Below are 24,518 nucleotides of genomic sequence, written 5' to 3'. Positions count from 1 at the left end.
GCCTCAGAGCGACGACTCGAGGACGCCCTTCATCCACGACGGGTGCTCCAGCACCTTGCCGCAGCCGATGGCGACGCAGGACAGCGGATCGTCGGCCACCTGGACCGGCAGGCCCGTGTGGTCGCGGATCTCGGCGTCCAGGCCGCGCAGCAAGGCGCCGCCGCCCGTCAGCATGATGCCCTTGTCGGCGATGTCGGCGGCCAGTTCCGGCGGCGTGGCCTCCAGGGCGACCTTCACGGCCTCGACGATCTGCGACACCGGCTCGGCCAAGGCCTCTGCGGCCTGACGCTCGCTCATCTTCACTTCGCGCGGCACGCCCTGCATCAGGTCGCGGCCCTTGACCTCGATCGACAGGCCTTCGCCGTCGGCCGGGATGCGGGCGGTGCCGATGTCCTTCTTGATGCGCTCGGCGGTGGTTTCGCCGATCAGCAGGTTATGGTTGCGGCGCATGTAGCTGATGATGGCGTCGTCCATCATGTCGCCGCCGACGCGGACCGAACGCGAATAGACGATGCCCGACAGCGACAGGACAGCGACCTCGGTCGTGCCGCCGCCGATGTCGACGACCATCGAGCCGGTCGGCTCGTGGATCGGCAGACCGGCGCCGATGGCGGCGGCCATGGGCTCGTCGATCAGGCCGACGCGGCGGGCCGAGGCGTTCAGGCAGGAATCATTGATGGCGCGACGCTCGACGGCCGTGGCACCCGAGGGGACGCAGACGATCATCTTGGGGTTCACGAAGCCCTTGCGGTTATGAACCTTGCGGATGAAGTGCTTGATCATCTCTTCGGCGACTTCGAAGTCGGCGATGACCCCGTCGCGCATCGGACGGATGGCTTCCATGTGGCCAGGCGTTCGGCCCAGCATCTGCTTGGCCTCCAAGCCCACGGCGTGGACGATCTTGCGGCCGCCGACGTTGCGCAGGGCCACGACGGACGGCTCGTTCAGGACGATCCCCTTGCCGCGCATGTAGATCAGGGTGTTAGCCGTCCCCAGATCCATCGCGATGTCATTGGAGATCATGCCGAAGAGGGGTGAAAGCATGGGCGTCGGTTACCGCTTGTTCGGGCCTGCAAGGGCGTGAGATTTTTTCGTCCGCAGTGGCGACGCCCTTCCCCCGCTCCGCGCCGAAACGCAAAGCTGTCCTGATCGTCCTCGCCCGGCCGACTAGAGGCCCGTTTGCCCGCATGCGGAGCCGATTGCAAGCGCCGATGACAACCCGATCACAGCCTTGTCACGGCAAGGCTTTGAAGGCTGTCCGCCCAAGCTTTCCGGCCCCGCTTGCGGGTCGGCGGCGATCAGACCGCCGTCAGCCCCTCGACCTCCAGCACGCGCGCCACGGCGGGCCGGGCCTGGACCTTGTCCAGATGGGCGTTGAGACGCGGGAAACGTCCGGCGTCCAGCAGGCCGGCCTGCCGCGCCCAGCGCGTGAAGACAATCAGATAACCATCCGTGGCCGAATGGTTTTCACCCAGGGCCCAGGGACCGACGAACAGGTGCTGCTCGGCCAGGTCGTACTTGGCCAGGGCCTGCTCTATCGCCTCGTCCCGCGCCGCGCCTTCCAGCGGCGGCCTGGAGAACAGCGCCTTGCCGATGGCCGGGTGCAGGGACGACGCCATCCAGGCGTTGAAGGCCTGCATCCGCGCGAAGGCGAAGGAATCGTCGAAATCGACCAGACCGGCCTGGGGATGGGTCTGGGCCACATAGGTCAGGATGGCCACGTTCTGGGTGATCACGCCCTGGTCCGTCGCCAGGGCCGGGGTCACGCCCGCCGGATTGATCGCCAGATATTCCGGCGTCTTCTGCTGCCCCTGGCGCAGATCGATCTTGTGCAATTCATAGGTCGCCCCCGCCTCCTCAAGGGCCACGTGCGAGGCCAGGGCGCAGGCGCCGGGCGAGTAATACAGTTTCAGCATCGTCTTTCTCCGTGCTCGATCAATCCAGGGTCAGGTCGCGCGCCGCCTCCCGGCGCTTGATCCATTCGCGAACCGCCATCATCAGCGCCAGCCAGACCACGGCCACGCCCGCCAGGATCAGCGACGTCCATACCCCGTCTCCGCTGACCGCCGCCATGAAGGAGCCGCCGAAGAAGGCCACCAGGGCCGTCTTGGGCAGGACGCCCAGGGCGCAGCCCGCCAGATAGCCGGGAAACGAAGCCCGCACCGCCCCGAAGGCCATGTTGACCACGATGAAGGGCGCGGAGGGAACATTGCGGATGATGAAGCTGGCGGTGAAGGCGTTGCGCCCGACGAAGCGCTGCAGCTTCTGCACGGCCCCGCCGCCGAACCGTTCCAGCGCCCGCGCCGTCGGCCCTCGCCCCAGCCAATAGGTGACGGCCGCCGAGGCTACGGTAGCGATCCAGCTGTAGAGGAAACCATACCAGGGCCCGAAGGCCACGACGCAGGCGGCGATCAGTATGAACTGCGGCACGCCCAGGAAGGCCGAAACGGTGAAGACAGCGATCGCCGCGACCAAGCCCCATGGCCCGACCCGATACCCGGCCAGCCAAGCCTCCAGCCTTTCCTCGGCGCCCAGGGTCAGGTGGCTCTTGCCGAAGGCGAACAGGGCGATGATTCCCGCCAGCAGCAGCAGACTGACCGCCAGGGTCCGCCACCGCTTGGCCTCCATATTCAGCAGAAAATCGACGATCCGCCGCATGAATTTCGCCCAAATCGCCTTTTGATCGCCAAGCAGGCGCACAAACATTGTGCGCCGCCCCGGGGTTGCGTATCAAGCCTCGCCTCCCCGGCTCTCACCACATCCACCAGACGGGATAGACATGTCCAGCCTTCAGTCCTCCGCCCTCGCTCGCGTCAAGCCTTCGGCCACCCTGGCCGTGACCGCCCGGGCCCGTGAACTGAAACGCGAAGGCCGCGACGTGATCGGCCTGGGCGCCGGAGAGCCGGACTTCGACACCCCGGACAACATCAAGGCGGCGGCCGTCGAGGCCATCAACCGCGGCGAGACCAAGTACACCGACGCCGACGGCATGCCCGAACTGAAGGCCGCTATCGTCGCCAAGTTCGCCCGCGAAAACAGCCTGAAGTACGAAACCAACCAGATCCACGTCGCCTCGGGCGGCAAGCCGGTGATCTACAACGCCTTCGTGGCCACGCTGAACCCCGGCGACGAGGTCATCGTGCCGGCGCCCTACTGGGTCTCTTACCCGGACATGGTGCTGCTGGCCGGCGGCGAACCCGTGACCGTGATCGGCGAGGAAGCCGACGGCTTCAAGCTGCGTCCCGAGGTTCTGGACGCCGCCATCACGCCCAAGACCAAGTGGCTGATCCTCAACTCGCCGTCCAACCCGACCGGCGCCGCCTATACCCGCGCCGAGTTGGAAGCCCTGGCCGAGGTGCTGCGCAAGCACCCGCAGGTCTGGATCCTGACCGACGACATGTATGAGCACCTCGTCTACGGCGACTTCGACTATGTCACCATCGCCCAGGTGGCTCCCGATCTCTACGACCGCACCTTGACCTGCAACGGCGTGTCCAAGGCCTACGCCATGACCGGTTGGCGCATCGGCTATGCGGGCGGCCCCAAGCCGCTGATCGATCTGATGCGCAAGGTGGCCAGCCAGACGACCTCCAACCCGTCGTCGATCAGCCAATGGGCCGCTGTCGAGGCCCTGAACGGCCCGCAGGACTTCCTGGCCGAGCGCGCCGGGGCCTTCGAACGTCGTCGCGACCTGGTCGTGTCCATGCTGAACCAGGCGACGGGCGTGCGCTGCCCCACGCCGGAAGGCGCCTTCTACGTCTATCCGTCGATCGAGGGCCTGATCGGCAAGACGGCGCCCTCGGGCGTGGTCATCACCGACGACGAGGTCTTCACGGCGGAACTGCTTAACGCCGAGGGCGTGGCCGTGGTCCAGGGCGCGGCCTTCGGCCTCAGCCCCTACTTCCGTATCAGCTACGCCACGTCGGAAGCCGTGCTGGAAGAAGGCTGCACGCGCATCCAGCGCTTCTGCGCCAGCCTGAAATAGGAACCGCCTAAAGCGGCGCCGGCGGAATGTTCAACGTCGGCGCCGTCTTCAGCACGAAGGACAGGCACCAGTCGGTCGCGCGGTGCGAATTGTCATGCGTCCCGCCTGGATTGCGCGTCAGCAGGCAGGCGGCGTCCACGGCGATCCCCTTGTTCGGCGCGGCGTACAGCACCATGCCGCCGACCGGCCCGACAGCGCGTCGGTACAGCATGACCAGGGGTCCGGTGACCCGCGTCTCGAAATCCTCCGCCCTCGCCTCTTCGCCGTCCAGCAGGGCGCGCGCCTGCACGGCGGGATCGCCGGGCGCCAGACGGAACAGTTCCGCCTTCAGCGCGTCGCCCGGCTCAGGTCGCAAGGTGAATCGCGGCGCGTCCTGCGGAGCGGCGACCGCCAGCATGCCCGCCAGGATCACCGCGACGGACATCAGGCCGCTCGACTGACGGCGAAGTCGGCCAGGTCTTCCAGCGCCCGGCGCCAGGGGCTATCCGACAGGATCGACAGCGCCGCCTTGGCCTGGTCGGCATAGTCACCGGCGGCGTCCAGTGTGGCGGCGACCGCCCCGCTGCCCAGGATGAGTTCGCGGGCGCGGGCGAAGTCCTCGGGCTTGCGGTCGCCCTTGGTGATGACCCGATCCCAGAACATGTCCTCGATCCCCTTGGTGCGCTGGACAGCCAGCAGCAGCGGCAGGGTCGCCTTGCCCTCGTTGAAGTCGTCGCCGGCGTTCTTGCCCAGGGTGGCCGTGTCGCTGCCGTAGTCCAGGGCGTCGTCCGCCAGTTGGAAGGCGATGCCCAGAGCCATGCCGTAGTCTCGCATAGCCGCCACCTGGCGATCCGAAGCCCCCGCCCCGACCGCGCCCGATTCGGCGGCGGCGGCGAACAGCTCGGCCGTCTTGGCGCGGATGATCTGCAGATAGGTGTCGCGGTCCAGGTTCAGGTCGTGCGCCCGGGTCAGTTGCAGGACCTCGCCCTCGGCGATGACGCTCGACGCCTTGGCCAAGATGCCCAGGGCGCGCAGGGAATCGGTCTCGACCATCAGTTCGAAGGCCCGCGCGAACAGGAAGTCGCCGACCAGGACCGAAGAGGCCGAGCCCCAGATCAGGTGGGCCGCCACCTTGCCGCGTCGCATTTCGGAGCCGTCGACGATGTCGTCGTGCAACAGGGTGGCGGTGTGGATGAACTCGACCGAGGCGGCCAGCTTGCGCGCGCCCAGGATGTCGTCGGCGGCGCCCACGGCCCGCGCGGCGGCGACGGTCAGCAGCGGACGCAGACGCTTGCCGCCCGCAGACACCAGATGCTCGGCCAGCAGGGGAATCACCGGCACGTCGGACTGCATGCGGGCGATGATCAGGGCGTCGACCGCCGCCATGTCGTCCTTGGCCAGACGGACCAGGGCGTCGACATCGCCTTTGGGCCGGGAAGCGACGGCGAGAGCTGCGTCCACGAAAATCTCTTTCAACACAGGGGCGAAAGGGGAGGATTCGCCCGGAATTCCACACGCGTCCGCTTGCCCGAACGCGATGCGGCGCACAATGGTGGCGGCGTCATGACGGGTCAAGCCGGGTCATCCCCTACTGTCGCCGCCGATGTAGCGGAATCCGCCCTGCTGGGCGGACGCGTCCGCCTGCGCCAACCGGTCAAGGGCTATCGCGCGGGCATGGACGCCGCCCTTCTGGCCGCCGCGGTCGGGGCCAAACCCGGCGAACGCCTGATCGAAGCAGGCTGCGGCGCGGGCGCGGTCCTGATGCAGGTCGCGGCTCGATGTCCGGGCGTCGCCCTGACGGGACTGGAGCGCGATCCCGTCGCCGCAGAGCTGGCTCGGGAAAACGCCGTCCTGAACGCCGTCGCCGACAGGACCGCCGTCATCAGCGGCGATGTGGCGCAGGGGTTTCGCGCCCTGGACCTGCCGCCCTTCGACTGGGCGGTCAGCAATCCGCCCTTCTTCGACGACGCGGGCGCCCTGCGCGCGCCCGCGCCAGGCAAGCGGGGCGCCTGGATGGCGGACGACGGCCTGGCGGCCTGGACCGGCTTCCTGCTGAAGGCCGTGCGTGAAGGCGGACGGATCGTGGTCATCCATCGCGCCGACCGCCTGGCCGACCTGCTGGCCCTGCTGGGCGACAAGGCAGGCTCCTTCGCCATCCGCCCCGTCCACCCCTACGCCGACCAACCGGCCAAGCGGGTGCTGGTCCAGGCGATCAAGACCGGGAAGGCCCCCCTGCGCCTCCTGCCCCCGCTGATCCTGCATGACCGCTCAGGCGCCAAGCACACGCCCGAGGCTGAAGCCATCCTCAGGGGCGAGGCCTCCCTGACCTGGTGACGCCTATTCCGGCGCGCCGTCGTTGGGCAGTTGCGCCAGGTTGGGGCGATCGCCGCGACGCGCCGTGGCGGCCTGTTCGACGCCGCGCATGACCCGCAGCAGGTTCTCGCCCGAGATCTTGCGGATGTCCGCCTCGGTCCAGCCCCGACGCATCAGTTCCGCCAGGATGCGCGGATAAGCGTCCACCCCGTCCACGCCGACCGGCAGGCTGCCCACTCCGTCGAAATCGCCGCCCAGGCCCACGTGATCGATCCCGGCCACGTCGCGGACATGCTGGATATGGGCCACCACATCCTCGAGGGTCGCGTTCGGCGCCGGATTGGCCGCCTCCCAGGCCGCAAGCCCGGCCTTCACCGCATCGGGGTCGCCCGGGTTCAGGCTCTTCAGGCGCGAATCCTCGGCCGCGCGACCGGCGCCCCAGGCGCGAACCTTCTCGCTGATGAAGCCCGGCACGAAGGTCACCATGACGATGCCTCCATTCTGCGGAACCATGCGCAGCACGGCGTCGGGCACGTTGCGCGGATGGGCGGTCACCGCCCGCGCCGACGAGTGCGAGAAGATGACGGGGGCGGTCGAGACGCGAATGGCGTCGACCATGGTGTCTTCCGATACATGGCTCAGGTCCACCATCATGCCCAGGCGGTTCATCTCCTTGACCACCTGTTCGCCGAAGGGCGACAGGCCGCCCCACTTCGGCGCGTCCGTGGCGCTGTCGGCCCAGGTCGTGGTCTTGGAATGGGTCAGGGTCATGTAGCGCGCGCCCGAATCATAGAACTCGCGCAGCAGGCCCAGGGAATCGTCGATGGAGTAGCCGCCCTCCATGCCGATCAGGCTGGCGATGCGGCCTGCTTTATGGATGCGGGCGATGTCGTCGGCGGTCGTGGCGATCTCGAAGACGGTCGGATGCGCGGCGACGATACGCTTTACCGTGTCGATCTGTTCGAAGGTGGCCTTGGCCGCCTCGACCGGCTCCATGCTCGCGGGCACGTAGACGGACCAGAACTGGCCCCCGACCCCGCCTGCGCGCATGCGGGGAATGTCGGTGTGCAGACGCGTCGTCGCCGCCAGATTGGTCGTCAGATCGACGCGATAGGGGTCGTTGCCGAACCCTTGGCGCAGGGCCCACGGTAGGTCGTTGTGCCCGTCGATCAAGGGCGTACGACGCAGGATCTGCAGCACGCGCGCCTCGTCCGCCTGCGATTGAGCCAGGGCGGGTCCGCTCAGGACGGCGAGCGAAACGGCGGCGAGCAAGGCGGTGCGGATCATGGTGTCCCCTCTGAACTGAAGCGGCCACGCTTGCACAGCCGGAACCTCATGGGAACCGGGTCTGATCTGGATCAAGGCCGAGTTTCGCCGAAACCGGCATGAAGCGCGCATCCCGCCCTGTTCACAAAGGCCGCCCGTCATGGTTGAAGCCCTGATGATCCAAGAGACCCCCGCCCCCATGGTCGAACAACGCGAACGCGCCCGCGCCTGGTTCGAGACCTTGCGCGATCAGATCCATGCAGGCTTCGAAGCCCTGGAGGACGCCGCCCCCGCCGAACTCTTCCCCGGCGAACCCGGCCGTTTCGTCCGCACCCCCTGGGACCGTAAGGAGGGCGGCGGCGGCGTCATGGGCATGATGCACGGCCGCCTGTTCGAAAAGGTCGGGGTTCACTGTTCGACCGTCCACGGAACCTTCCCAGCCGACTATGCGAAAAACGTCCCGGGCGCCGAGGAAGACCCGCGCTTCTACGCCACCGGCATCAGCCTGATCTGTCACCCGGTCAGCCCCCGCGTGCCGGCCGTGCACATGAACACCCGCCTGATTTCGACCACCAAGACCTGGTTCGGCGGCGGCGGCGATCTGACGCCCGTGCTGGACGCGGACCGGCGCGACGACCATCCCGACACCCTGGCCTTCCACGCCGCGATGAAGGGCGCCTGCGACGCTCATGACCCGTCATGGCACGCCAAGTACAAGCAGTGGTGCGACGAGTACTTCTTCCTGCCGCACCGCAACGAGCCACGCGGCACCGGCGGCGTCTTCTACGACCACCACGACAGCGGCGATTGGGAACGCGACTTCGCCTTCACCCAGGACATCGGCAAGGCCTTCCTGGACGTCTATTCCAGGATCGTCGCCGGCCGCATGACCGAGGCCTGGACGCCTGAAGAACGCGAAGAGCAACTGATCCGGCGCGGCCGCTACGTCGAGTTCAACCTGCTCTACGACCGCGGCACCATGTTCGGGCTGAAGACCGGCGGCAACGTCGAGTCGATCCTCAGTTCCATGCCGCCCGTGGTGAAGTGGCCCTGAGACGAAATCTTCGTTCCGGGATCAACCCCGCAGCCTGACGCTTCAGGCGACCTCTTCCTTGTCTTCGCCGGACAGGACGCGTTCGATCGCCGCGAATAGGACGGCCATGGTCAAGGGCTTGGTCAGATGGCCGTCCGCGCCTGCCGCCCGGCCTGCCGCGACATGTTCGGCCATGGCGTTGGCCGTCAGCATCAGGATCGGGGTGCGGTCTCGACCGTTCTCCTGCTCGAAGGTCCGGATGGCGGCCGTGGCGGTCAGGCCGTCCATGACAGGCATCTGCATGTCCATCAACACTAGGTCGAACGCGTCCTTGGCGAAGGCTGCCGTCGCCTGGGCGCCGTCCTCGACCGCCACAAGCTCCATGGCCGTGGCCGACAGCATGACCTCGATCACCTTGCGGTTGGCCGGATGATCGTCGGCCAGAAGCACCCGCAGCGGCCGCTCGCGCACGACTTCGCCTGACGGCGCGACCTCGGCTTCAGGATCGGCCGCCTTGACTGGCGGCAAGGGTATGTCGAACCAGAAGCATGAGCCCCGCCCCGGCTCGCTCTCGGCCTCCAGCACCCCGCCCATCAGTTCCACAAGGTCGCGAGAGATGGCCAACCCGAGCCCGGTCCCGCCATAACGACGCGTGATCGACCCGTCCGCCTGCTGGAAGCGGCCGAAGATGCGGTCCTTCTGTTCCTGGTCGAAGCCCACCCCGGTGTCGACGACGGTGAAGCGGACCTGGCCTTCCTCACCCGCTTCGGCCTTCAGGACGATCTCGCCTCTCGATGTGAACTTCAGGGCATTGCTGACCAGGTTGGTCAGGACCTGTCGTACGCGCACGGCGTCGCCCATGACCGCCCGGTCCAGCATGGGATCGACCTCGACCCGCACCTCGACGCCCTTTTCCTCGGCCGGCAAGCGCCATAGGGCGGCCACGTCCCGCACGGCCCGCCCCAGATGGAAGGGCGCATGCTCAATGGTTACTTGGCCCGACTCGATCCGGGCCGTGTCGAGAATGTCGGACAGCAACCGCTCCAGCGTCACGCCCGACGACCGGATGGTCTCGATCATGTCGTGCTCTTCCGGCGCCATCGATCGACGGGAAAGGGCGTCGGCCATGGCCACCACCCCGTTCAGGGGCGTGCGGATTTCGTGGCTCATGTTCGCCAGGAACTCGCTCTTGGCGCGGTTGGCGTCTTCGGCCCGCCTGCGGGCCACGCTCAGTTGCCGCGCCTGTCGCCTTTGCCACAGCAGGGTCGCCAGGGCCGACAGGACGAAGACCACGGCGATGCCGACGATCCAGTTCTGCCAGCGGATCACCGTCCGCTGCAGTTCGGTGTTGGCCCGCGCCGTCTCCAGTTGCTCCCGACGACGTTGAAGCTGTTCCTGGATGTCGCCCGTGACCTGCCGGATGCCGGCGCTGTAGCGTCGGGCCACATGCTGCTCGCGCGCCGTCTGATAGGTGCGCAACACCTCATAGGCTTCGCCTTCCTGACCCGAGGCGAACAGGATCTCCGCCTGCACAAGCGGCGAATAGGACTGCGCCTCTTCCTTCCGCTCCAACGGGATCAACCGATCAAGGTCAGCCCGCGCTCCATCCAGATCGCCGGTCCGCGCCCGCGCCACCGCCCGTAACGGCAGGGCGTCCAGCGCCAGGAAGGTCGCAGAGGTCAGTTCCTCGCCATAGGGCGCCAGACAGGCCAGGACAGCCTGATACTCTCGCCGGGCATAGGCGACATGGGCGCACAGAGCCGCGTCGAAGACCTTCAGATTGTCCAATCCTGCGCGTTCGCTCAGCCGCCTGTGGGCCTCGAAATAATGCTGCGCCTGCGCCAGATCCCCGACCTGCAGCGCCATGCGGGTCAGGTTGTAGAGGCTGTCGAAGTCCGGGCGCGGATAGCTGGGGTTGGAGTATTCAATCTCGAACCGGCGGAAGGCCGCCGTGGCGCCCTCGACGTCGTTCAGGGTCATCAACCCCATGCCCGTCACCTCCCATAGTCCCGCATGGGCGATCTTGGCGTAGGGATCCTCGTCGGGAATATCGGCCTCGACCTGGGTCAGCAGCCTCAGCCCCTCCCCGATCCGATCCTGGTCCATCAGGCTGAGCGCCACCAGACGCGTCGCATGGGCGCGGACGAACCAGTCGACGCCGCCCTGCATCATGCGCCGCATCTCGATCTCGACGCCGCGCTCGCCCTGATCATAACGGAGGGTCAGGTCGTTCAGCTTGGCGATTTCGACATAGCGCCTGTCGCCCAACGCCTGCGCCCGCTCGGCCAGGCGGCGGTTCCAATAGCCCGCCTTCTCGAACTCGCCCTGGTTCAGGAATATCCAGGTCACATGATAGATGCGGTTCAGACCTTCGCGGTCGCGCCTGCGCGCCGCCACCTCGCCGAAGGCCTCCAGGTCCTGGAAATTGGTGCTTGCGGCCCGCTCCTCGACCACCCGCGCCAGATCGGCGGACGCAGCATCCGGCTGCGCCTGAACGGCGACGGGAAAGGACAGCAGGGCGAGCGCGAAGACCGCGACTTTAAACGGCGACATGGCGCATCCGAATTGACGCCCGACCATGCCACGTCAGAAGTTGCGCAAGACTTATCGACGGACGGTTAGATGCCGCTGCCGTCGCTTTCGACCGGCGGCGGGGTCAGCAACAGGAAGGCCCGGATCCAGGCCGTCAGCACCGACCGATCATTCGCCCCTTCCAGGCTCAGCAGGGCCTCGTCCGCCAGGTCGTGCGGAATCCGATGCCCTCGGCGCCCCTCGATCAGGGCCGCCGCATAGGCCGGTTGGAACTCCGGATGGCACTGGAAGCTCAGGGCGTCCTCGCCCCAGGCCAGGCCGGCATAGGGAGTGAAGGCGCTGGAGGCGATCACGCGGGCGTCCTCTGACACCGCCACCACCTGGTCCTGATGCGACACCGGAATGGCGATGCTGGCGGCGCGCGGGTGCATCCAGGGCTCGCGGCCGACCACGTCGTAGCGGTGCAGGCCGACGCCCCAGCCCTTGTGCGACTTCTCCACCTTGCCGCCGAAGGCGTGCGCCAGGACCTGGTGCCCGAAGCAGATGCCCAGCAGCCGCGTCCGCCCTCGCGCCGCCTGAAGCCATTCCACCAGGGGCTGTATCCAAGGCAGATCGTCATAGACCCCTGCCGCGGACCCGGTGACGATGGCGCCGGTGAAGATGGAGGGGTCGTCCGGCAGATGCCCCGATTGCACGTCGAACCGCGTGGTCGGCACGTTCTCTCCCAGCAGATAACGGAAACGCGCCGGATAGTCGTCGAAGGCGTCGCGCAGGTGTTCAGGCGGATGGCCGGTCTCGAGAATAGCGATACGGGTCATTGCAGCGTTTTCCGACGGGAGGAGGAGGCGTCCGCCCATGGATTGGGGTAGAAGTCGCCGGATTGCAACGAGGGCCGCCCATGTCCGTCGAGACGAACGACGCTTCTCCCGTCGTCCTGATCAACATCTTCAAGTGCGACGCCCGTCGCCAGGACGAGTTGCTGGAGCATCTGACCGCCCTGGCCCAGGTGCAGCGCGGCCTGCCCGGTTTCGTCTCCGGCGTCCTGCATCGGGGGCTGAACGGACGCGTCGTGGCCAACCACGCCGTCTGGACCGACGCCGCTCACTGGAAGGCCATGACCCGCCATCCCCAGGTGGTGAACGCCATGGGCCCCATCCTGGCCATCGCCACCTTCGAGCCGCACCTCTACGAACCCGGCGAAGTGGTGGAAGCCTAGCCGGCGCGCCAGACCTCGGCCCGCGCGCCCGCGTCGCCCAGGGTCGCAGCCGTCCAGCCGCAGATTTCGGCCGCTGCGGCCTCCGCGCCTGAGGGCGGATTGACCACCGTCATGGTGCAGCCGTTCATCTTCATCGGATTGTTCAGCGGCCGCAGGCGCGCCTCGGCCACCAGCACGCGGCCGACCCTGGCCTCTTCCAGGCGCCGGATGAAGCCGTCGAAGGTCTCCATGTCCTTCAGCGGCGTCCAGATCGCGACCGTCGCAGTGCGGTCATGGCGCAGGATGGCGGCGGCGGTCTCGGCCGAGCGCACATAGTCGTCGGGCCGCTCGAACGGCGGGTCGATCAGGACCAGCGGCCCCTTGACCGCCCTAGCCGCCTTCAAGGCCTCGACATAGCCGTCGCCCGCGCGTCCCTCGGCGGCGGGCCAGTCGGTCAGGGCCTCGGACAGCATGGCCTGAACAGGCGGGTTGAACTCAAAGCCCAGATAGCGGTCGTCGCTCAGCAGCGCCCGCGCGATCAGGACGGGCGACCCCGGATAGAAGCGGACCCCGCCCTCAGGATTCAGGGCCGCGACCTCGGCGGCCAGGGCCTCGATCAGCGGCGGACGGTTCGCCGCCGTCATCAACCGCGCCACGCCCGCTTCGGCCTCCTTCGACCGCACGGCGTCGCCCGACAGATCGTACAGACCCGCACCTGCATGGGTGTCGATGACCGTGACCGGCCCCCGCTCCTGCCGTTCCTTCAGCAGCCACAGCACCAGGGCGTGCTTGACCAGGTCCGCGAAGTTTCCGGCGTGAAAGCTGTGACGATAGTTCATCCCTGCTCGTCCCCCGCCTGAGGTTCGGGGTCAAGCCGAATGACGGCGGCGACGCCGACTTCCCTTCCCGAGAAGCGCAACCACCACGTCGCGTAGCGATAGGGCATATTTTCTATCCGATACCACCCCTACATCCCGCTCTAACTTCGACGTTACGGCACACTGGAGTCGCAGATGATAGATTTTCTATTCGTTAATTTAGAAGAACGTCGATTGCCCGAACACCGCCGCCCTGACCAACTCCGGCCTTGCTGCACCTGCTCAGGAGGGGAAAATGTCCACAAGCGCGCATCCGTTCATCCGTCGGCTCCTGCTGACCACGGCGTCGGCCGCCTGCGTCGTTTCCGGCCTGGCCTCCGCAGCTCACGCTGAGGAAGAACAGGTTCGCCCAGGCTCGGCCCCCGTGGTCGCCAGTGTCGGCGACATCGTCGTCACCGCTCGTCGCCGGGACGAGCGCGCCCAGGACGTGCCCATCGCCCTGACCGTCGTGAACGAGGAGCTTCTTGACCGGACCGGCGCCTACAACATCGCCCAGGTGACTCAGCTGGCGCCCAGCGTCCAGCTGCTGTCCTCCAACCCGCGCAACACGGCCGTCACCATCCGGGGCCTCGGCGCCAGCTACGGCCTGGCCAACGACGGTCTGGAACAGGGCGTCGGCATCTATGTGGATCAGGTCTATTACGGCCGCCCGGCGACCGCGACCCTGGACTTCGTCGATCTGGACCGGATCGAGATTCTGCGCGGTCCGCAGGGCACCCTGTTCGGCAAGAACACCACGGCGGGCGCCCTGAACATCACCACCCGCGCGCCCTCCTTCACGCCGGAAGGACAGGCCGAGCTCAGCATCGGCGACTACGGCTTCCTGCAGGCCAAGGCCACCTTCTCCGGCCCCATCCTCGCCGACCGACTGGCGGGCCGGTTCTCCATCGTCTCCACCCGCCGCGACGGCGTGCTGGACAATGTGACCACGGGCGAAAAGCAGAACTCGCAGGATTCGATCAGCCTGCGCGGCCAACTGCTGTTCCGGGCCAACGACAGACTCAGCCTGCGCCTCTCGGCCGACTACGCCGACCTTACACCCGACTGCTGCACCCAGGTCTATGTGACCTACGGCCCGACATTGAAGCCGGCCGCCCAGCAGTTCCCCGCCCTGGCCGCCGGCCTGGGCTATGCCCCGCCCAGCGCCAATCCCTATTCCCGGCTGGCCGACGTCGACAGCGCCATTCAGGCCGATCAGATCCATCGGGGCGTCTCGGCCGTGATCGACTACGACCTGGGCTGGGGCACGCTGACCTCCGTTACGGCCTGGCGAAGCTGGGACTGGGGGCCCAAGAACGACCGCGATTACACCGCCCTGGACATCACGCGTCAGTCGGCCAATCCCTCATGGCAGGACCAGTGGAGCCAGGAACTGCGCCTGTCCTCCAACGGAACCGGCCGCATCGACTGGACCGTCGGCCTCTACGCCTTCCATCAGGCGGTGGAGACTCACGGCGTCACCGAATACGGCAAGCACGCCGTCCATTGGCTGCTGGCCCCCAACCTGCCCGCCGCCCTGCTCGACGGCTACACCGTCTACAACGACAGCCGGATCGAAACGGACTCCTACGCCGTCTTCGGTCAGGTCACCTGGAACATCACCGACCGCCTGCACCTGACCCCCGGCCTCCGCTACACCAAGGAAGAAAAGTCCGGCTGGTATGAAGCACGGGTCGCCGGCGGCCTTCAGACCACGGACGCGACCCTGATCTCTCGCCGCCTGGGCGTGGCGCGGCCTCAGGCCTACGCCGCCGACCTGTCGGACGACGACCTGTCGGGCCAGATCTCCCTGGCCTGGGACGTGGCGCCCGACATTCTCGCCTATGGTGGCGTCGCGCGGGGCTACAAGTCCGGCGGGATCAACATGGCGGGCATCCCCAACCTGCCGAACGGTCAGCCCGCCCTGACCAACGCCGTCGTCAAACCCGAGGTCGTGACCACCTGGGAACTGGGCCTCAAGACCCAGAGCTTCGGTCGCCGCCTGACCGCCAACCTGGCCGCCTATCGCACCGACGTGGAGGATTTTCAGGCCAATGTCGTCGACAGCGGCCCGGGCGCCCTGCGCGGCTATCTGGCCAACGCCGAGAAGGTGGTGATCCAGGGCGTGGAGTTGGACGCCTTCGCCCGCCCAACCCCGAACCTGGACCTCTACGCCAACCTGGCCTGGACCGACGCGCAGTATGATTCCTTCGCCAACGGCCCCTGCCCGCTTGAGCGCATCGGCGCCTCAACCGTCGCCTGCGACCTGTCCGGCGAAAACCTGCCCGGCGTCTCGCCCTGGGCGGCCTCCATCGGCGGCGAGGCGCGCGCCCGCGGCGGGTTCCTGGGGCTGGCGGGCGAGTTCTTCGGCGGCGCGGACGCCAGCTACCGCTCGACCTACAACTCCGACGCCTCGGTTTCCCGCTACACCGAGATCGAGGGCTACGCCCTGCTCAATCTGCGCGCCGGCTTCCGCGCCGACAACGGCTGGGAGGCCTTCGTCTGGATCAAGAACGCCCTGGACCAGGACTATCTGCAGTTCGTCAGCGTCCAGTCCGGCAATTCCGGCCTGGTCATCGGCAATCCCGGCGATCCGCGCACCCTGGGCCTGACCCTGCGCGCGCGGTACTAGAACGACAAAGGCCCCTCGCCTTGCCGACGAGGGGCCTTTGCTTTCAATCACGAAGACCTCAGTCGGCCCAGTTCAGGACGACCTTGCCGGACTTGCCCGACTTCATGGCCTCGAAGCCCGCCTCGAAGTCCTTATAGGGCATCTGGTGGGTGATCAGGGGCGTCAGGTCCAGGCCAGCCTTCAGCAGACCCAGCATCTTGCGCCAGGTGGTGAACATCTCGCGGCCATAGACGCCCTTGATGGTCAGCGCCTTCAGGATGATGGCGCCCCAGTCGGTCTCCATCGGCTTGCTGGGAATGCCCAGCATGGCCATGCCCCCGCCCATGATCAGGGTGTCGACGCATTGCTTGAAGGCGATGGGCGAGCCCGACATCTCCAGCGCCACGTCGAAGCCGACCTTCAGGCCCAGCTCATGCATGACGTCGCGCAGGTCTTCCTTGGTGGTGTTCACCGCGCGGATGCCGGGGGCGACCTTCTGGGCCAGTTCCAGACGAAAGTCGTTGATGTCGGTCAGGACCACGGTGCGGGCGCCCGCGTGACGCGCGACGGCGGCGGCCATCATGCCGATCGGCCCGGCGCCCGTGACCAGCACGTCCTCGCCCAGCAGGTCAAACTGCTGCGCCGTGTGCACGGCGTTGCCGAACGGGTCCAGGATCGAGCCGATCTCATAGGGGACATCGTCGGGCAGTTCGATGACGTTGAAGGCCGGAGCCACGACGTATTCTGCGAAGGCGCCCTGGCGGTTCACGCCGATGCCGCGCGTGTCGGGGTCCAGATGGAAGTGACCGGCGCGGGCTGCTTCGGAGTTCAGGTCGATGACGTGACCCTCGGCCGAGACGCGCTGACCGACCTTCAGACGACGATCCACATCCTTGCCGATGGCGACAATCTCGCCCGAAAACTCGTGCCCGGTGATCATCGGCACCGGCACGTTCTTCTGGGACCATTCGTCCCAGTTCCAGATGTGGATGTCGGTGCCGCAGACGGCGGTGCGGTGCACCTTGATCAGCACGTCCTCGTCGCCCGCCACGGGAATGGGGGCGTCGATCAGCTCCAGCCCCTCGGCCGGTTTCGTCTTGGCCAGGGCCTTCATCATGTCAGCCATCGGCTTACTCCCTAAACGCGGTTGTCGCGCCCTTGCACAGGCGCAGTTTGAATTCCGATTTCGATTCGCCCTCGGCGTCCCGCAAGACGCCGACGACAACACCGAAGTCCGCCCCCATGGCCTCGGCCGACGCCTCGGCATGGGTCCAACGGATCGTCAGAGGCCCTGGAAGGACCGCCAGAACCAGATCGAACAGGGCGTCCAGGTTGCGCCCGAACCAATCCGGCACGCCCTCGATCCGTTCGATCTCGGCATAGAAGTCATCACGGCTGCGAATGCGACGACCGTCGAACACGACTTCCACGCCCGCCTCCGTCAGATGACGCCCAGTTCCCTGCCCGCCTGTGTGAAGGCGGCCACGGCGGCGTCGATCTGTTCAAAGGTATGGGCCGCCGACATTTGGGTGCGGATGCGGGCCTGACCACGCGGCACCACGGGGAAGCTGAAGCCGATGACGTAGACGCCCAGTTCCAGCATCCGCGCCGCCATGTCCTGCGCCAGCTTGGCGTCGCCCAGCATAACCGGGATGATCGGGTGCTCGCCCGGCAGCAGGTCGAAGCCCGCCGCCGTCATGGCCGCACGGAAGCGCGCGGCGTTGGCGAACAGTTGCGTCCGCAGCTTATCGCCCTCATCGCCCGCGGCGATGCGGATGGCCTCCAGCGACGATCCGCAGACGGCGGGCGCCAGGGCGTTGGAGAAGAGATAGGGTCGTGCCCGTTGCTTCAGCAGAGCCACGACGTTCGACCGGGCGCAGATGAAGCCGCCCATGGCGCCGCCCAGAGCCTTGCCGAAGGTGCCTGTGACGAAGTCGACCTGGACGCCGCAGTGGGCGAACGACCCTCTGCCCTTCGTTCCCAGGAAGCCGGTCGCATGGCAGTCGTCGACCATGATCAGGGCGCCGTACCGGTCGGCCAGGGCGCGGATCTGATCGATCTTGCCGATATAGCCGTCCATCGAGAAGGCGCCGTCGGTGGCGATGATGATGTCGCGCGCCCCGGCGGCCCGCGCCTCCTTCAGCTTGGCTTCCAGATCGGCCATGTCCGAATTGGCGAAGCGATAGCGCTTGGCCTTGCACAGGCGCACGCCGTCGATGATGGAGGCATGGTTCAGGCTGTCGGAGATGATGGCGTCGTCTTCGCCGAACAGGGGCTCGAAAATGCCGCCGTTGGCGTCGAAGGCGGCGGCGAACAGGATCGTGTCCTCAAAGCCGAGATAGTCGGCGATGGCGCGTTCCAGTTCCTTGTGGATTTCCAGCGTGCCGCAGATGAAGCGGACCGAGGCCGTGCCCGCGCCCCATTTCTCCTGGGCCTTGATCCCAGCCTGAGTCACGCGCTCGTCGCCCGCCAGGCCCAGGTAGTTGTTGGCGCAGAAGTTCAGCACCTCTCGCCCGTTGACCGAAATCACCGGCCCCTGGCGCGAGGCGATGACGCGTTCGGGCTTGGTCAGCCCCTGGGCGTCGATGTCCGCCAACTCGGCGGCGACGCGATCATAAAAGGCTGGATTCGTGTCTTGGGTCATGTTTGCTCCGCTACGCTGAATCCGGGCAGGTTTGAACCCCTAGTTTGCAGGGTCGGAGGCAGGAGCGGCTGCGTCGTCCGAAACTGGCCTGAAGGGGCTGACACGAATTTGCCTCCCGCACGGCGTCAGAGCCATCGACAGGCTGGCTACAGCCGCATCTGCCGGGGTCGTCAGGCGCAGGGTGCGGGCGTCGGGACAGACGGTTTCCCCCTCGGATTCATGAGGAATGACGTTCCAGGCCAGGTCGAACCAAGCCTTGCCGCCCGGCGGCAGGGCGACCGGCGTAGGGCCGCCTCCCTTTGAGAAGTAATTCCCCGGCGCCTGAACCGCCTTCACCGACGTCAGGACGCGATCCTGAGCGTCAGCCAGGGTCACGGTCGGATAGCCGGCCAAGCTGCACGCCTCGATCCCCGCATTGCGCAGGCCCAGGGTGGTGACGCGGTTGCCCGCCCCGGCGTCGCCTCCCTCTATCGTCAGGCGAAGATCGGCCGCCGAACAGGGCCGTAGATCGGAGACGGGACGATCCGAACCCGTCGGCGCGGGCGCCAGGGCGGAAACCGGACGGCTGCATCGCTCGATCACGGCGCCGCCCGCCTGATCTCCCGGGCCAGGCCGACTGAGGGTCGCCGCCTCCAGCCCCTCGCGGCTGACCGTGCGCCACTCCAGCCCCTGTCCTGCATAGAGGGCGCCGCTGGCCGCGCTTGAACTGGTCAGGACGTAGTCGCGTCCGTCGTAGGCCAGCCGCGCCGTCTGGGCGTCGGGATAGGCCACGGCGATGGTCTTGCCGCTTTCGCAGGCATAGCCGACGGCGGCGGCGTCGCGCGTTTCCGAAGCCTGGATCGGCCCCTTGGGTTCAGGCGGCGCTTCCCGCGAGCAGGCCCCCAAGGCCAGGGCGCAAGACATCAAGGCGACGGCGGATCGGATCATCATCGGCTCCCTCCCGACAGCAGTCACCCGAACGCCGACGGAGGTCAAAAGGCTCCGCTTTTGAAAAGAGCGCAACTGAGCGGTTGCGTAATGATATACTATAACATATCACACACCTCATCATTGTACGGGGACGCGTGAGATGAACCTTCGGAGCCTTCTGCTGACCGCCGCCGGCGCGGCGACCCTATCGGGACTTTGCGCGCCCGCCATGGCCCAGGACGCGGCGCAACAACGGACAGGCGACCCGCACGACCACACGCCCCGCGACCAGGCCGCCTATGAGGTCGAGGACGTGGTGGTGCGCGCCCTGCCCCTGGGCCGCGCGGGCGACGACGTCGGCTCGCACGTCGCCCTGCTAGGCGGCGACGACCTGGTTCACCGGCGCCAATCGACCCTGGGCGACACCCTGAGCAGCATTCCCGGCGTCAACTCAGACACCTTCGGCGGCGGCGCCAGCCGCCCGGTGGTGCGCGGCCAGACCTCCCCGCGCGTCAAGGTGCTGAGCGAGGGCGCCGGCCTGATGGACGCCTCTGAAGTCTCGCCCGACCACGCCGTCAGCGGCGAGCCCCTGCTGCTGGAAGGCGTCGAGATCCTGCGTGGCCCGGCGGCCCTGCTCTACGGCGGCGGCGCCATCGGCGGCGCGGTCAACCTGCTGGACAAGAAGATCCCGACCCGCGTCCCGGCCAACGGCGGCGAGGGCGTGGCCGAATACCGTCGCGGCTCGGTCGACAACGAGGAAGCCGGCGTGGTCGGCCTGACGGTCGGCGCCGGAAACTTCGCCGTCCGCGTCGAGGCGGCCGCACGCAAGTCGGACGACTACAAGGTTCCGGGCTGGGACGAGCCGCGCTTGGACGGCTCCTACAACGAGACCTCGACGGCGACGCTGGGCGCCTCCTGGATCGGATCGCGCGGCTATCTGGGCGCCGCCTATACCGAACAGACCAGCCGCTATGGCCTGGCGGGCCATACCCATGAATACGAGGGCTGCCACCCGCATGGCGATCATCTGCACTGCGGGGGCCACGGTCACGACGACGGCGACCATGACCATGGCGACGGGGACCATGATCATGAGGGCGATCATGACCATGCCGCACCGGAGGTTCGGCTGAAGAGCCGGCGCGTCGACCTGCGCGGCGAGCTTCGCGATCCCATGGCGGGCGTCGAGAACATTCGCCTGCGCGCCGGCTACACCGACTATGAACACAGCGAACTGGAGGAAGGCGTCGTCTCGACCACCTTCACCAACCAGGGCTACGACGGCCGCCTGGAGGTCCAGCACAAGCCGATCGGCGGCTTCAAGGGCGTCGTCGGCCTGCAACTGAGCAAGAGCGACTTCGCCGCCGTCGGCGAGGAGAGCTTCCTGGCCCCCAGCACGACCAAGAACACCGGCCTGTTCGTGATGGAAGAATACGAGATCGGCCTATGGCACCTGGAAGGCGCCCTGCGTCAGGAATGGCAGGAAGCCTCGGCCGTCGGCCTGCCCGACACGGAGCACAAGCCCTTCTCCATCTCCGGCTCGGCAGTGTGGCACTTCACCCCCGGCTGGTCGGGTGCCCTGTCGCTGTCGCGCTCGCAACGCGCGCCCTCGGCCCAGGAACTGTATGCCGACGGCGTCCACCTGGCGACCAACACCTATGAGATCGGCGACGCCAAGCTGGACGTCGAAACCGCCAACTCGATCGAACTGACCCTGCGCAAGACCTCGGGCGCCCTGACGGGCTCGGTCAGCGCCTATCATTACGTCTATGACGATTACATCTTCGCCCGAACCTTGGATCAGTACGAGGACTTCCGCCTGATCCGCTACAGTCAGGCCGACGCGACCTTCACCGGCGTCGAGGGCGAGTTGACCCAGCGGTTCACGCCGTGGCTGTCGGGCACGGTCTTCGGCGACTACGTCCAGGGCGAGTTGAAGGGCGACGGCGGGAACCTGCCGCGTATCCCGGCGGCGCGGGCGGGCGTGCGCCTGGCCGCCTTCCAGGGGCCGTGGTCGGGCGACGTCGAATACAGCCGCACCTTCAAGCAGACCGACATCGCCGCTTTCGAGCATGAGACGCCGGGCTACGACATGGTCAACGCCACCGTGGCCTATGACATCGACCTGGGGCCGGTGCGGTCGCAGATCTTCCTGCGCGGGACCAATCTGCTGGACGAGACGGCGTTCAACCACGCCTCCTTCCTGGCCGAGACCGCGCCGCTCCGTGGCCGGAACCTGACCGTGGGCGTGCGCGCCCGCTTCTGATTTCCCAACCGCAAGAAAAAAAACAGGGGGCGGAGTCCGACGGACTCCGCCCCCTGCCTCGTTAGAGCCCATGTCGGATCGGTTGTAACATTTGCGCGTCATTACAGGCCTTTAATCCAAGGGCGTCTGGATCGCCCCTCTACAGCGCGCATTGGTCGGCAAACGGATCGACATCCTTGAAGGGGCGGAGACGCCTCTTCGTTCGGCTCTATCAGGACCCTGCATGTCCCCTGTCGCCCTGCTGTTCGCCCTCGCCTCTCTCGATCCCGCCGTCACGGCTGCGGCCGTCGTCGGCGCGCCTCAGACCCAGTCGCCGGAACAGACCCAGGCCACGCCCCAGATCGACGAAGACGCCTATGACCTGGGCGAGATCCAGGCCGTCTCGACCAGGCGTCGCGGCGCGGCCCTGGGCGACTATGAGCCCGAACTGGTGCTCGACGAGGAGCAGCTCAAGGCCTATGGCGCCAGCAGCATCCAGGAGTTGATGACCCTGCTGGAGCCCGTCACCCGCAGCGCGCGCGGCGGGTCTCCCGTCTTCCTGGTCAACGGCCGTCGCATCTCGGGCTTCCAGGAAATTCGCGGCATTCCGCCCGAAGCCATCGAGCGTACGGAAATCCTGCCGGAAGAAACCGCCCTGGCCTACGGCTACAGCGCCGACCAGCGGGTGGTGAACTTCGTGCTGAAGGCCGATTTCCGCTCTGTGACCATGCAGGCCAGCGTCCGTCGTCCCGATCAGGGCGGCCGCACGGTCAGCGATCTGGAAAGCAACGTCCTGCGGATATCCGGCAAGCAGCGCTGGACCCTGGACCTCGAATACGAAAACGACAGCCCGCTGTTCGAAACCGAACGGAACATCCGTCGCGAAGCCGGCGACGCCCCCTATGACCTGCTGGGCAATGTGACGGGCCTCAACGGCGGCGAGATCGACCCTGCCTTGTCCGCCATGCTGGGCCGCACGACGAATACGGCCTCTGTCGGAGCCGGCGCTGTAGGCGGAGCAAGCCTGGGCGACTTCAGCTTCGGGGCGCGCGAAGACGACCTGACGGCCTACCGCACCATGCTGCCCAAGAAGGAGACGGGTTCCATCGCCGGCTCTCTGGTGCGCGACCTGAACGACACCATGGCCCTGACTCTGAGCGCCAGCCTGGATGACAGTCAGAGCCAGACCTATCTGGGCCTGCCGGGCGTCAGACTGACCTTGCCCGCGTCCAGCCCCTGGTCTCCTTTCGCGAACGATGTCCTGGCGTACCGCTATCTGAATGCGCCGGACGCCATGTCGCGCACCACCGACACCCTGACCAGCAAGGTCGGCGCCCTGCTGGACGGCTATCTGGGCGACTGGCGCTGGACCCTCACCGGCGGATACAATCGCACGGAAACCAAGACCCGCACCGGCAAGGGCCTGAACGCCTCCGCCTTGCAGGCCGGCGTGACGGCGGGAACCATCGACCCCTTCGGCGATCTGGGCGACCTGCCCGTCTTGCCGTTCGACACGGCCAGGTCGGTGTCCAGCAGCGCCAACCTGGAAGGCGTCGTCAACGGCAAGCTGTGGCAAGGCCCGGCGGGCGACCTGTCCTCGACCTTCAAGCTCGGCTTCGACACCCAGTCTCTGGATTCCGAAAGCCTGCGTTCCGGCGACTATTCGGAACGATCCCTGTCGCGCGACCGCACCAGCCTTTCGGGCAACTTCAACCTGCCGATCGCCAGTCGCGACCGGGAAGTGCTGCCCTTGTTGGGCGACCTGTCGGCCAACCTGAACCTCGCCTATCAGGAATTGTCCGATTTCGGCGGTCTGTCGGCCTATACGATCGGTCTGAACTGGTCGCCGTGGGAGCCCCTCAACTTCACGGCGAGCTGGGCCGACGAGAAGAACGCCCCGTCGATGTCGCAACTGAACGATCCGACCATCTCGACGCCGAACGTGCCGGTCTATGACTTCCGCACCGGCCAGTCGGTCAACATCACCCGCATCGAAGGCGGCGATCCCAGCCTGTCCGAGGAAACCAAGCGCGTGCTGAAGCTGGGGATCAATCTGACCCCGCTGAAGGACAAGGATCTGCGCTTCACCGCAGGCTACACCCGCACGGAGACGGAAGGATCGATCGCAGCCTTCCCCACCATAACGCCCGAACTGGAAGCCGCCCTGCCCGATCGCTTCGTGCGTGATCTGGACGGCAACCTGCTGTCCATCGACGCCCGGCCGCTGAATTTCGAGAAGGCCGAACAGCAGGAGATCCGCTGGGGCCTGAACTTCTCCACCCCGTTCGGAAAGCCCGACCCTGCGGCGGCGGCTCGCATGGGGCAGAGAGGCGCCGGACGCGGTCCGGGCGCCGTGATGCGAGCAGAGGGCGGTCCGCCTCCCGGCGGCGGCATGCGCATGGGTCCGGGCGGCGGAGGCGGACGCCGCGGCGGCGCAGCCATGCAGCCGGGCCAGGGCCGTTTCAACGTCTCGCTCTATCACACCTACCGGATCCAGGACGAAGTCACGATCCGCGACGGCCTGCCCGTGCTCGATCTATTGGGCGGTTCAGCCACCGGCGCCAACGGCGGCCAGCCGCGCAACGAGATCCAGTTCCAGATGGGGGTGTTCAAGAGCGGCATGGGCGGATTCCTGAACGCCAACTGGAAGGAATCCACGCGCGTCAACGGCGGCCCAGGTTCTGGCGACGACCTGACCTTCTCGGACCTGACGACCGTGAATCTGAACCTGTTCGCCGACCTGTCGTCGCGTCAGAATCTGGTGTCCCGCTATCCTTGGCTGAAGGGCGCGCGGGTCAGTCTGGGCGTAGAGAACCTGTTCGACCAACGGATCGACGTCCGTAACGGCCTGGGCGAGACGCCGCTGTCCTATCAACCGGACTATATGGACCCGCTGGGTCGCACCTTCCGGATCAGCTTCCGCAAGATTCTGTACTGACAAGAAAAAGG

20 protein-coding genes are annotated in these 24,518 nt (G+C 67.1%); 7 read left to right on the top strand and 13 right to left on the bottom strand.

Features of this window, described 5'->3' with window-relative positions; genetic code table 11:
* Positions 1–3 precede the first annotated feature (3 nt).
* From ABIE19_RS11570 to ABIE19_RS11560, 3 genes are all read right to left on the bottom strand, one after another.
* Positions 4–1,044, bottom strand: a complete 1,041-nt coding sequence (locus ABIE19_RS11570; protein WP_354089351.1) for a rod shape-determining protein — start codon at positions 1,042–1,044, stop codon at positions 4–6.
* A gap of 254 nt (positions 1,045–1,298) precedes the next feature.
* A complete protein-coding gene (locus tag ABIE19_RS11565) occupies positions 1,299–1,916 on the bottom strand; it encodes a glutathione S-transferase family protein (protein WP_354089350.1) in 618 nt (205 codons plus the stop codon).
* A gap of 19 nt (positions 1,917–1,935) precedes the next feature.
* Positions 1,936–2,658, bottom strand: coding sequence for a TVP38/TMEM64 family protein (locus ABIE19_RS11560; protein WP_354089349.1), 723 nt, complete (start codon positions 2,656–2,658; stop codon positions 1,936–1,938).
* 121 nt (positions 2,659–2,779) lie between these two features.
* Between ABIE19_RS11560 and ABIE19_RS11555 the strand changes: the two genes are divergently transcribed.
* Entirely contained in the window at positions 2,780–3,985 is a 1,206-nt protein-coding gene (locus ABIE19_RS11555) for a pyridoxal phosphate-dependent aminotransferase (protein WP_354089348.1), read from the top strand.
* Between the two features lie 7 nt (positions 3,986–3,992).
* Here ABIE19_RS11555 and ABIE19_RS11550 read toward each other — a convergent pair whose 3' ends face one another.
* Positions 3,993–4,409: a hypothetical protein gene (locus ABIE19_RS11550; protein WP_354089347.1), complete on the bottom strand. Its 417-nt coding sequence runs from the start codon at positions 4,407–4,409 to the stop codon at positions 3,993–3,995.
* Positions 4,409–5,425, bottom strand: coding sequence for a polyprenyl synthetase family protein (locus ABIE19_RS11545; protein ID WP_354089346.1), 1,017 nt, complete (start codon positions 5,423–5,425; stop codon positions 4,409–4,411). The genes ABIE19_RS11550 and ABIE19_RS11545 overlap by 1 nt, the downstream gene beginning before the upstream one ends.
* A gap of 102 nt (positions 5,426–5,527) precedes the next feature.
* On the opposite strand from ABIE19_RS11545, the gene ABIE19_RS11540 reads away from it, so the two are divergent.
* Complete coding sequence (locus ABIE19_RS11540) at positions 5,528–6,298, top strand: tRNA1(Val) (adenine(37)-N6)-methyltransferase (RefSeq protein ID WP_354089345.1); 771 nt, start codon at positions 5,528–5,530, stop codon at positions 6,296–6,298.
* A gap of 3 nt (positions 6,299–6,301) precedes the next feature.
* On the opposite strand, the gene ABIE19_RS11535 is transcribed toward ABIE19_RS11540, so the two are convergent.
* Positions 6,302–7,564 carry a dipeptidase gene (locus ABIE19_RS11535; RefSeq protein WP_354089344.1) on the bottom strand — a complete coding sequence of 421 codons (1,263 nt, stop codon included), beginning with the start codon at positions 7,562–7,564 and terminating at the stop codon, positions 6,302–6,304.
* A 178-nt stretch (positions 7,565–7,742) separates the two neighbouring features.
* Here ABIE19_RS11535 and hemF point away from each other — a divergent pair, with 178 nt between their 5' ends.
* On the top strand, positions 7,743–8,597 hold the full coding sequence (hemF, locus tag ABIE19_RS11530; RefSeq protein WP_354089690.1) for an oxygen-dependent coproporphyrinogen oxidase: 855 nt from the start codon (positions 7,743–7,745) through the stop codon (positions 8,595–8,597).
* A 42-nt stretch (positions 8,598–8,639) separates the two neighbouring features.
* Here the strand turns inward: hemF and ABIE19_RS11525 are convergent, their stop codons facing one another.
* Positions 8,640–11,129: an ATP-binding protein gene (locus ABIE19_RS11525; protein WP_354089343.1), complete on the bottom strand. Its 2,490-nt coding sequence runs from the start codon at positions 11,127–11,129 to the stop codon at positions 8,640–8,642.
* 65 nt (positions 11,130–11,194) lie between these two features.
* A complete protein-coding gene (locus tag ABIE19_RS11520; protein ID WP_354089342.1) occupies positions 11,195–11,926 on the bottom strand; it encodes a glutamine amidotransferase-related protein in 732 nt (243 codons plus the stop codon).
* 80 nt (positions 11,927–12,006) lie between these two features.
* Here ABIE19_RS11520 and ABIE19_RS11515 point away from each other — a divergent pair, with 80 nt between their 5' ends.
* Positions 12,007–12,324, top strand: coding sequence for an antibiotic biosynthesis monooxygenase family protein (locus tag ABIE19_RS11515; protein ID WP_354089341.1), 318 nt, complete (start codon positions 12,007–12,009; stop codon positions 12,322–12,324).
* Here ABIE19_RS11515 and rlmJ read toward each other — a convergent pair.
* Entirely contained in the window at positions 12,321–13,142 is an 822-nt protein-coding gene (rlmJ, locus tag ABIE19_RS11510) for a 23S rRNA (adenine(2030)-N(6))-methyltransferase RlmJ (protein ID WP_354089340.1), read from the bottom strand. The two genes, ABIE19_RS11515 and rlmJ, sit on opposite strands and share 4 nt — an antisense overlap.
* Before the next feature lie 274 nt (positions 13,143–13,416).
* Between rlmJ and ABIE19_RS11505 the strand changes: the two genes are divergently transcribed.
* Complete coding sequence (locus ABIE19_RS11505; RefSeq protein ID WP_354089339.1) at positions 13,417–15,792, top strand: TonB-dependent receptor; 2,376 nt, start codon at positions 13,417–13,419, stop codon at positions 15,790–15,792.
* A gap of 58 nt (positions 15,793–15,850) precedes the next feature.
* On the opposite strand, the gene tdh is transcribed toward ABIE19_RS11505, so the two are convergent.
* The 4 genes from tdh to ABIE19_RS11485 are packed head-to-tail and all read right to left on the bottom strand — an operon-like array spanning position 15,851 to position 19,345.
* Positions 15,851–16,897: an L-threonine 3-dehydrogenase gene (tdh, locus tag ABIE19_RS11500; RefSeq protein WP_435521150.1), complete on the bottom strand. Its 1,047-nt coding sequence runs from the start codon at positions 16,895–16,897 to the stop codon at positions 15,851–15,853.
* A gap of 4 nt (positions 16,898–16,901) precedes the next feature.
* Positions 16,902–17,201: a barstar family protein gene (locus ABIE19_RS11495; protein ID WP_354089338.1), complete on the bottom strand. Its 300-nt coding sequence runs from the start codon at positions 17,199–17,201 to the stop codon at positions 16,902–16,904.
* A gap of 11 nt (positions 17,202–17,212) precedes the next feature.
* Complete coding sequence (locus tag ABIE19_RS11490; protein ID WP_354089337.1) at positions 17,213–18,415, bottom strand: glycine C-acetyltransferase; 1,203 nt, start codon at positions 18,413–18,415, stop codon at positions 17,213–17,215.
* Positions 18,416–18,454: 39 nt separating this feature from the next.
* Positions 18,455–19,345, bottom strand: a complete 891-nt coding sequence (locus ABIE19_RS11485) for a DUF4232 domain-containing protein (protein WP_354089336.1) — start codon at positions 19,343–19,345, stop codon at positions 18,455–18,457.
* A 139-nt stretch (positions 19,346–19,484) separates the two neighbouring features.
* Between ABIE19_RS11485 and ABIE19_RS11480 the strand changes: the two genes are divergently transcribed.
* Positions 19,485–21,590: a TonB-dependent receptor domain-containing protein gene (locus ABIE19_RS11480; RefSeq protein WP_354089335.1), complete on the top strand. Its 2,106-nt coding sequence runs from the start codon at positions 19,485–19,487 to the stop codon at positions 21,588–21,590.
* A gap of 223 nt (positions 21,591–21,813) precedes the next feature.
* Complete coding sequence (locus tag ABIE19_RS11475) at positions 21,814–24,507, top strand: TonB-dependent receptor (protein WP_354089334.1); 2,694 nt, start codon at positions 21,814–21,816, stop codon at positions 24,505–24,507.
* The last annotated feature ends 11 nt before the right edge of the window (positions 24,508–24,518 follow it).

Source organism: Brevundimonas faecalis (assembly GCF_040549405.1).
In the GTDB taxonomy this organism is placed as follows: domain Bacteria; phylum Pseudomonadota; class Alphaproteobacteria; order Caulobacterales; family Caulobacteraceae; genus Brevundimonas; species Brevundimonas faecalis.
Note: the sequence above shows the minus strand (reverse complement) of the source record. Positions and strands in the feature narration are given on the sequence as shown.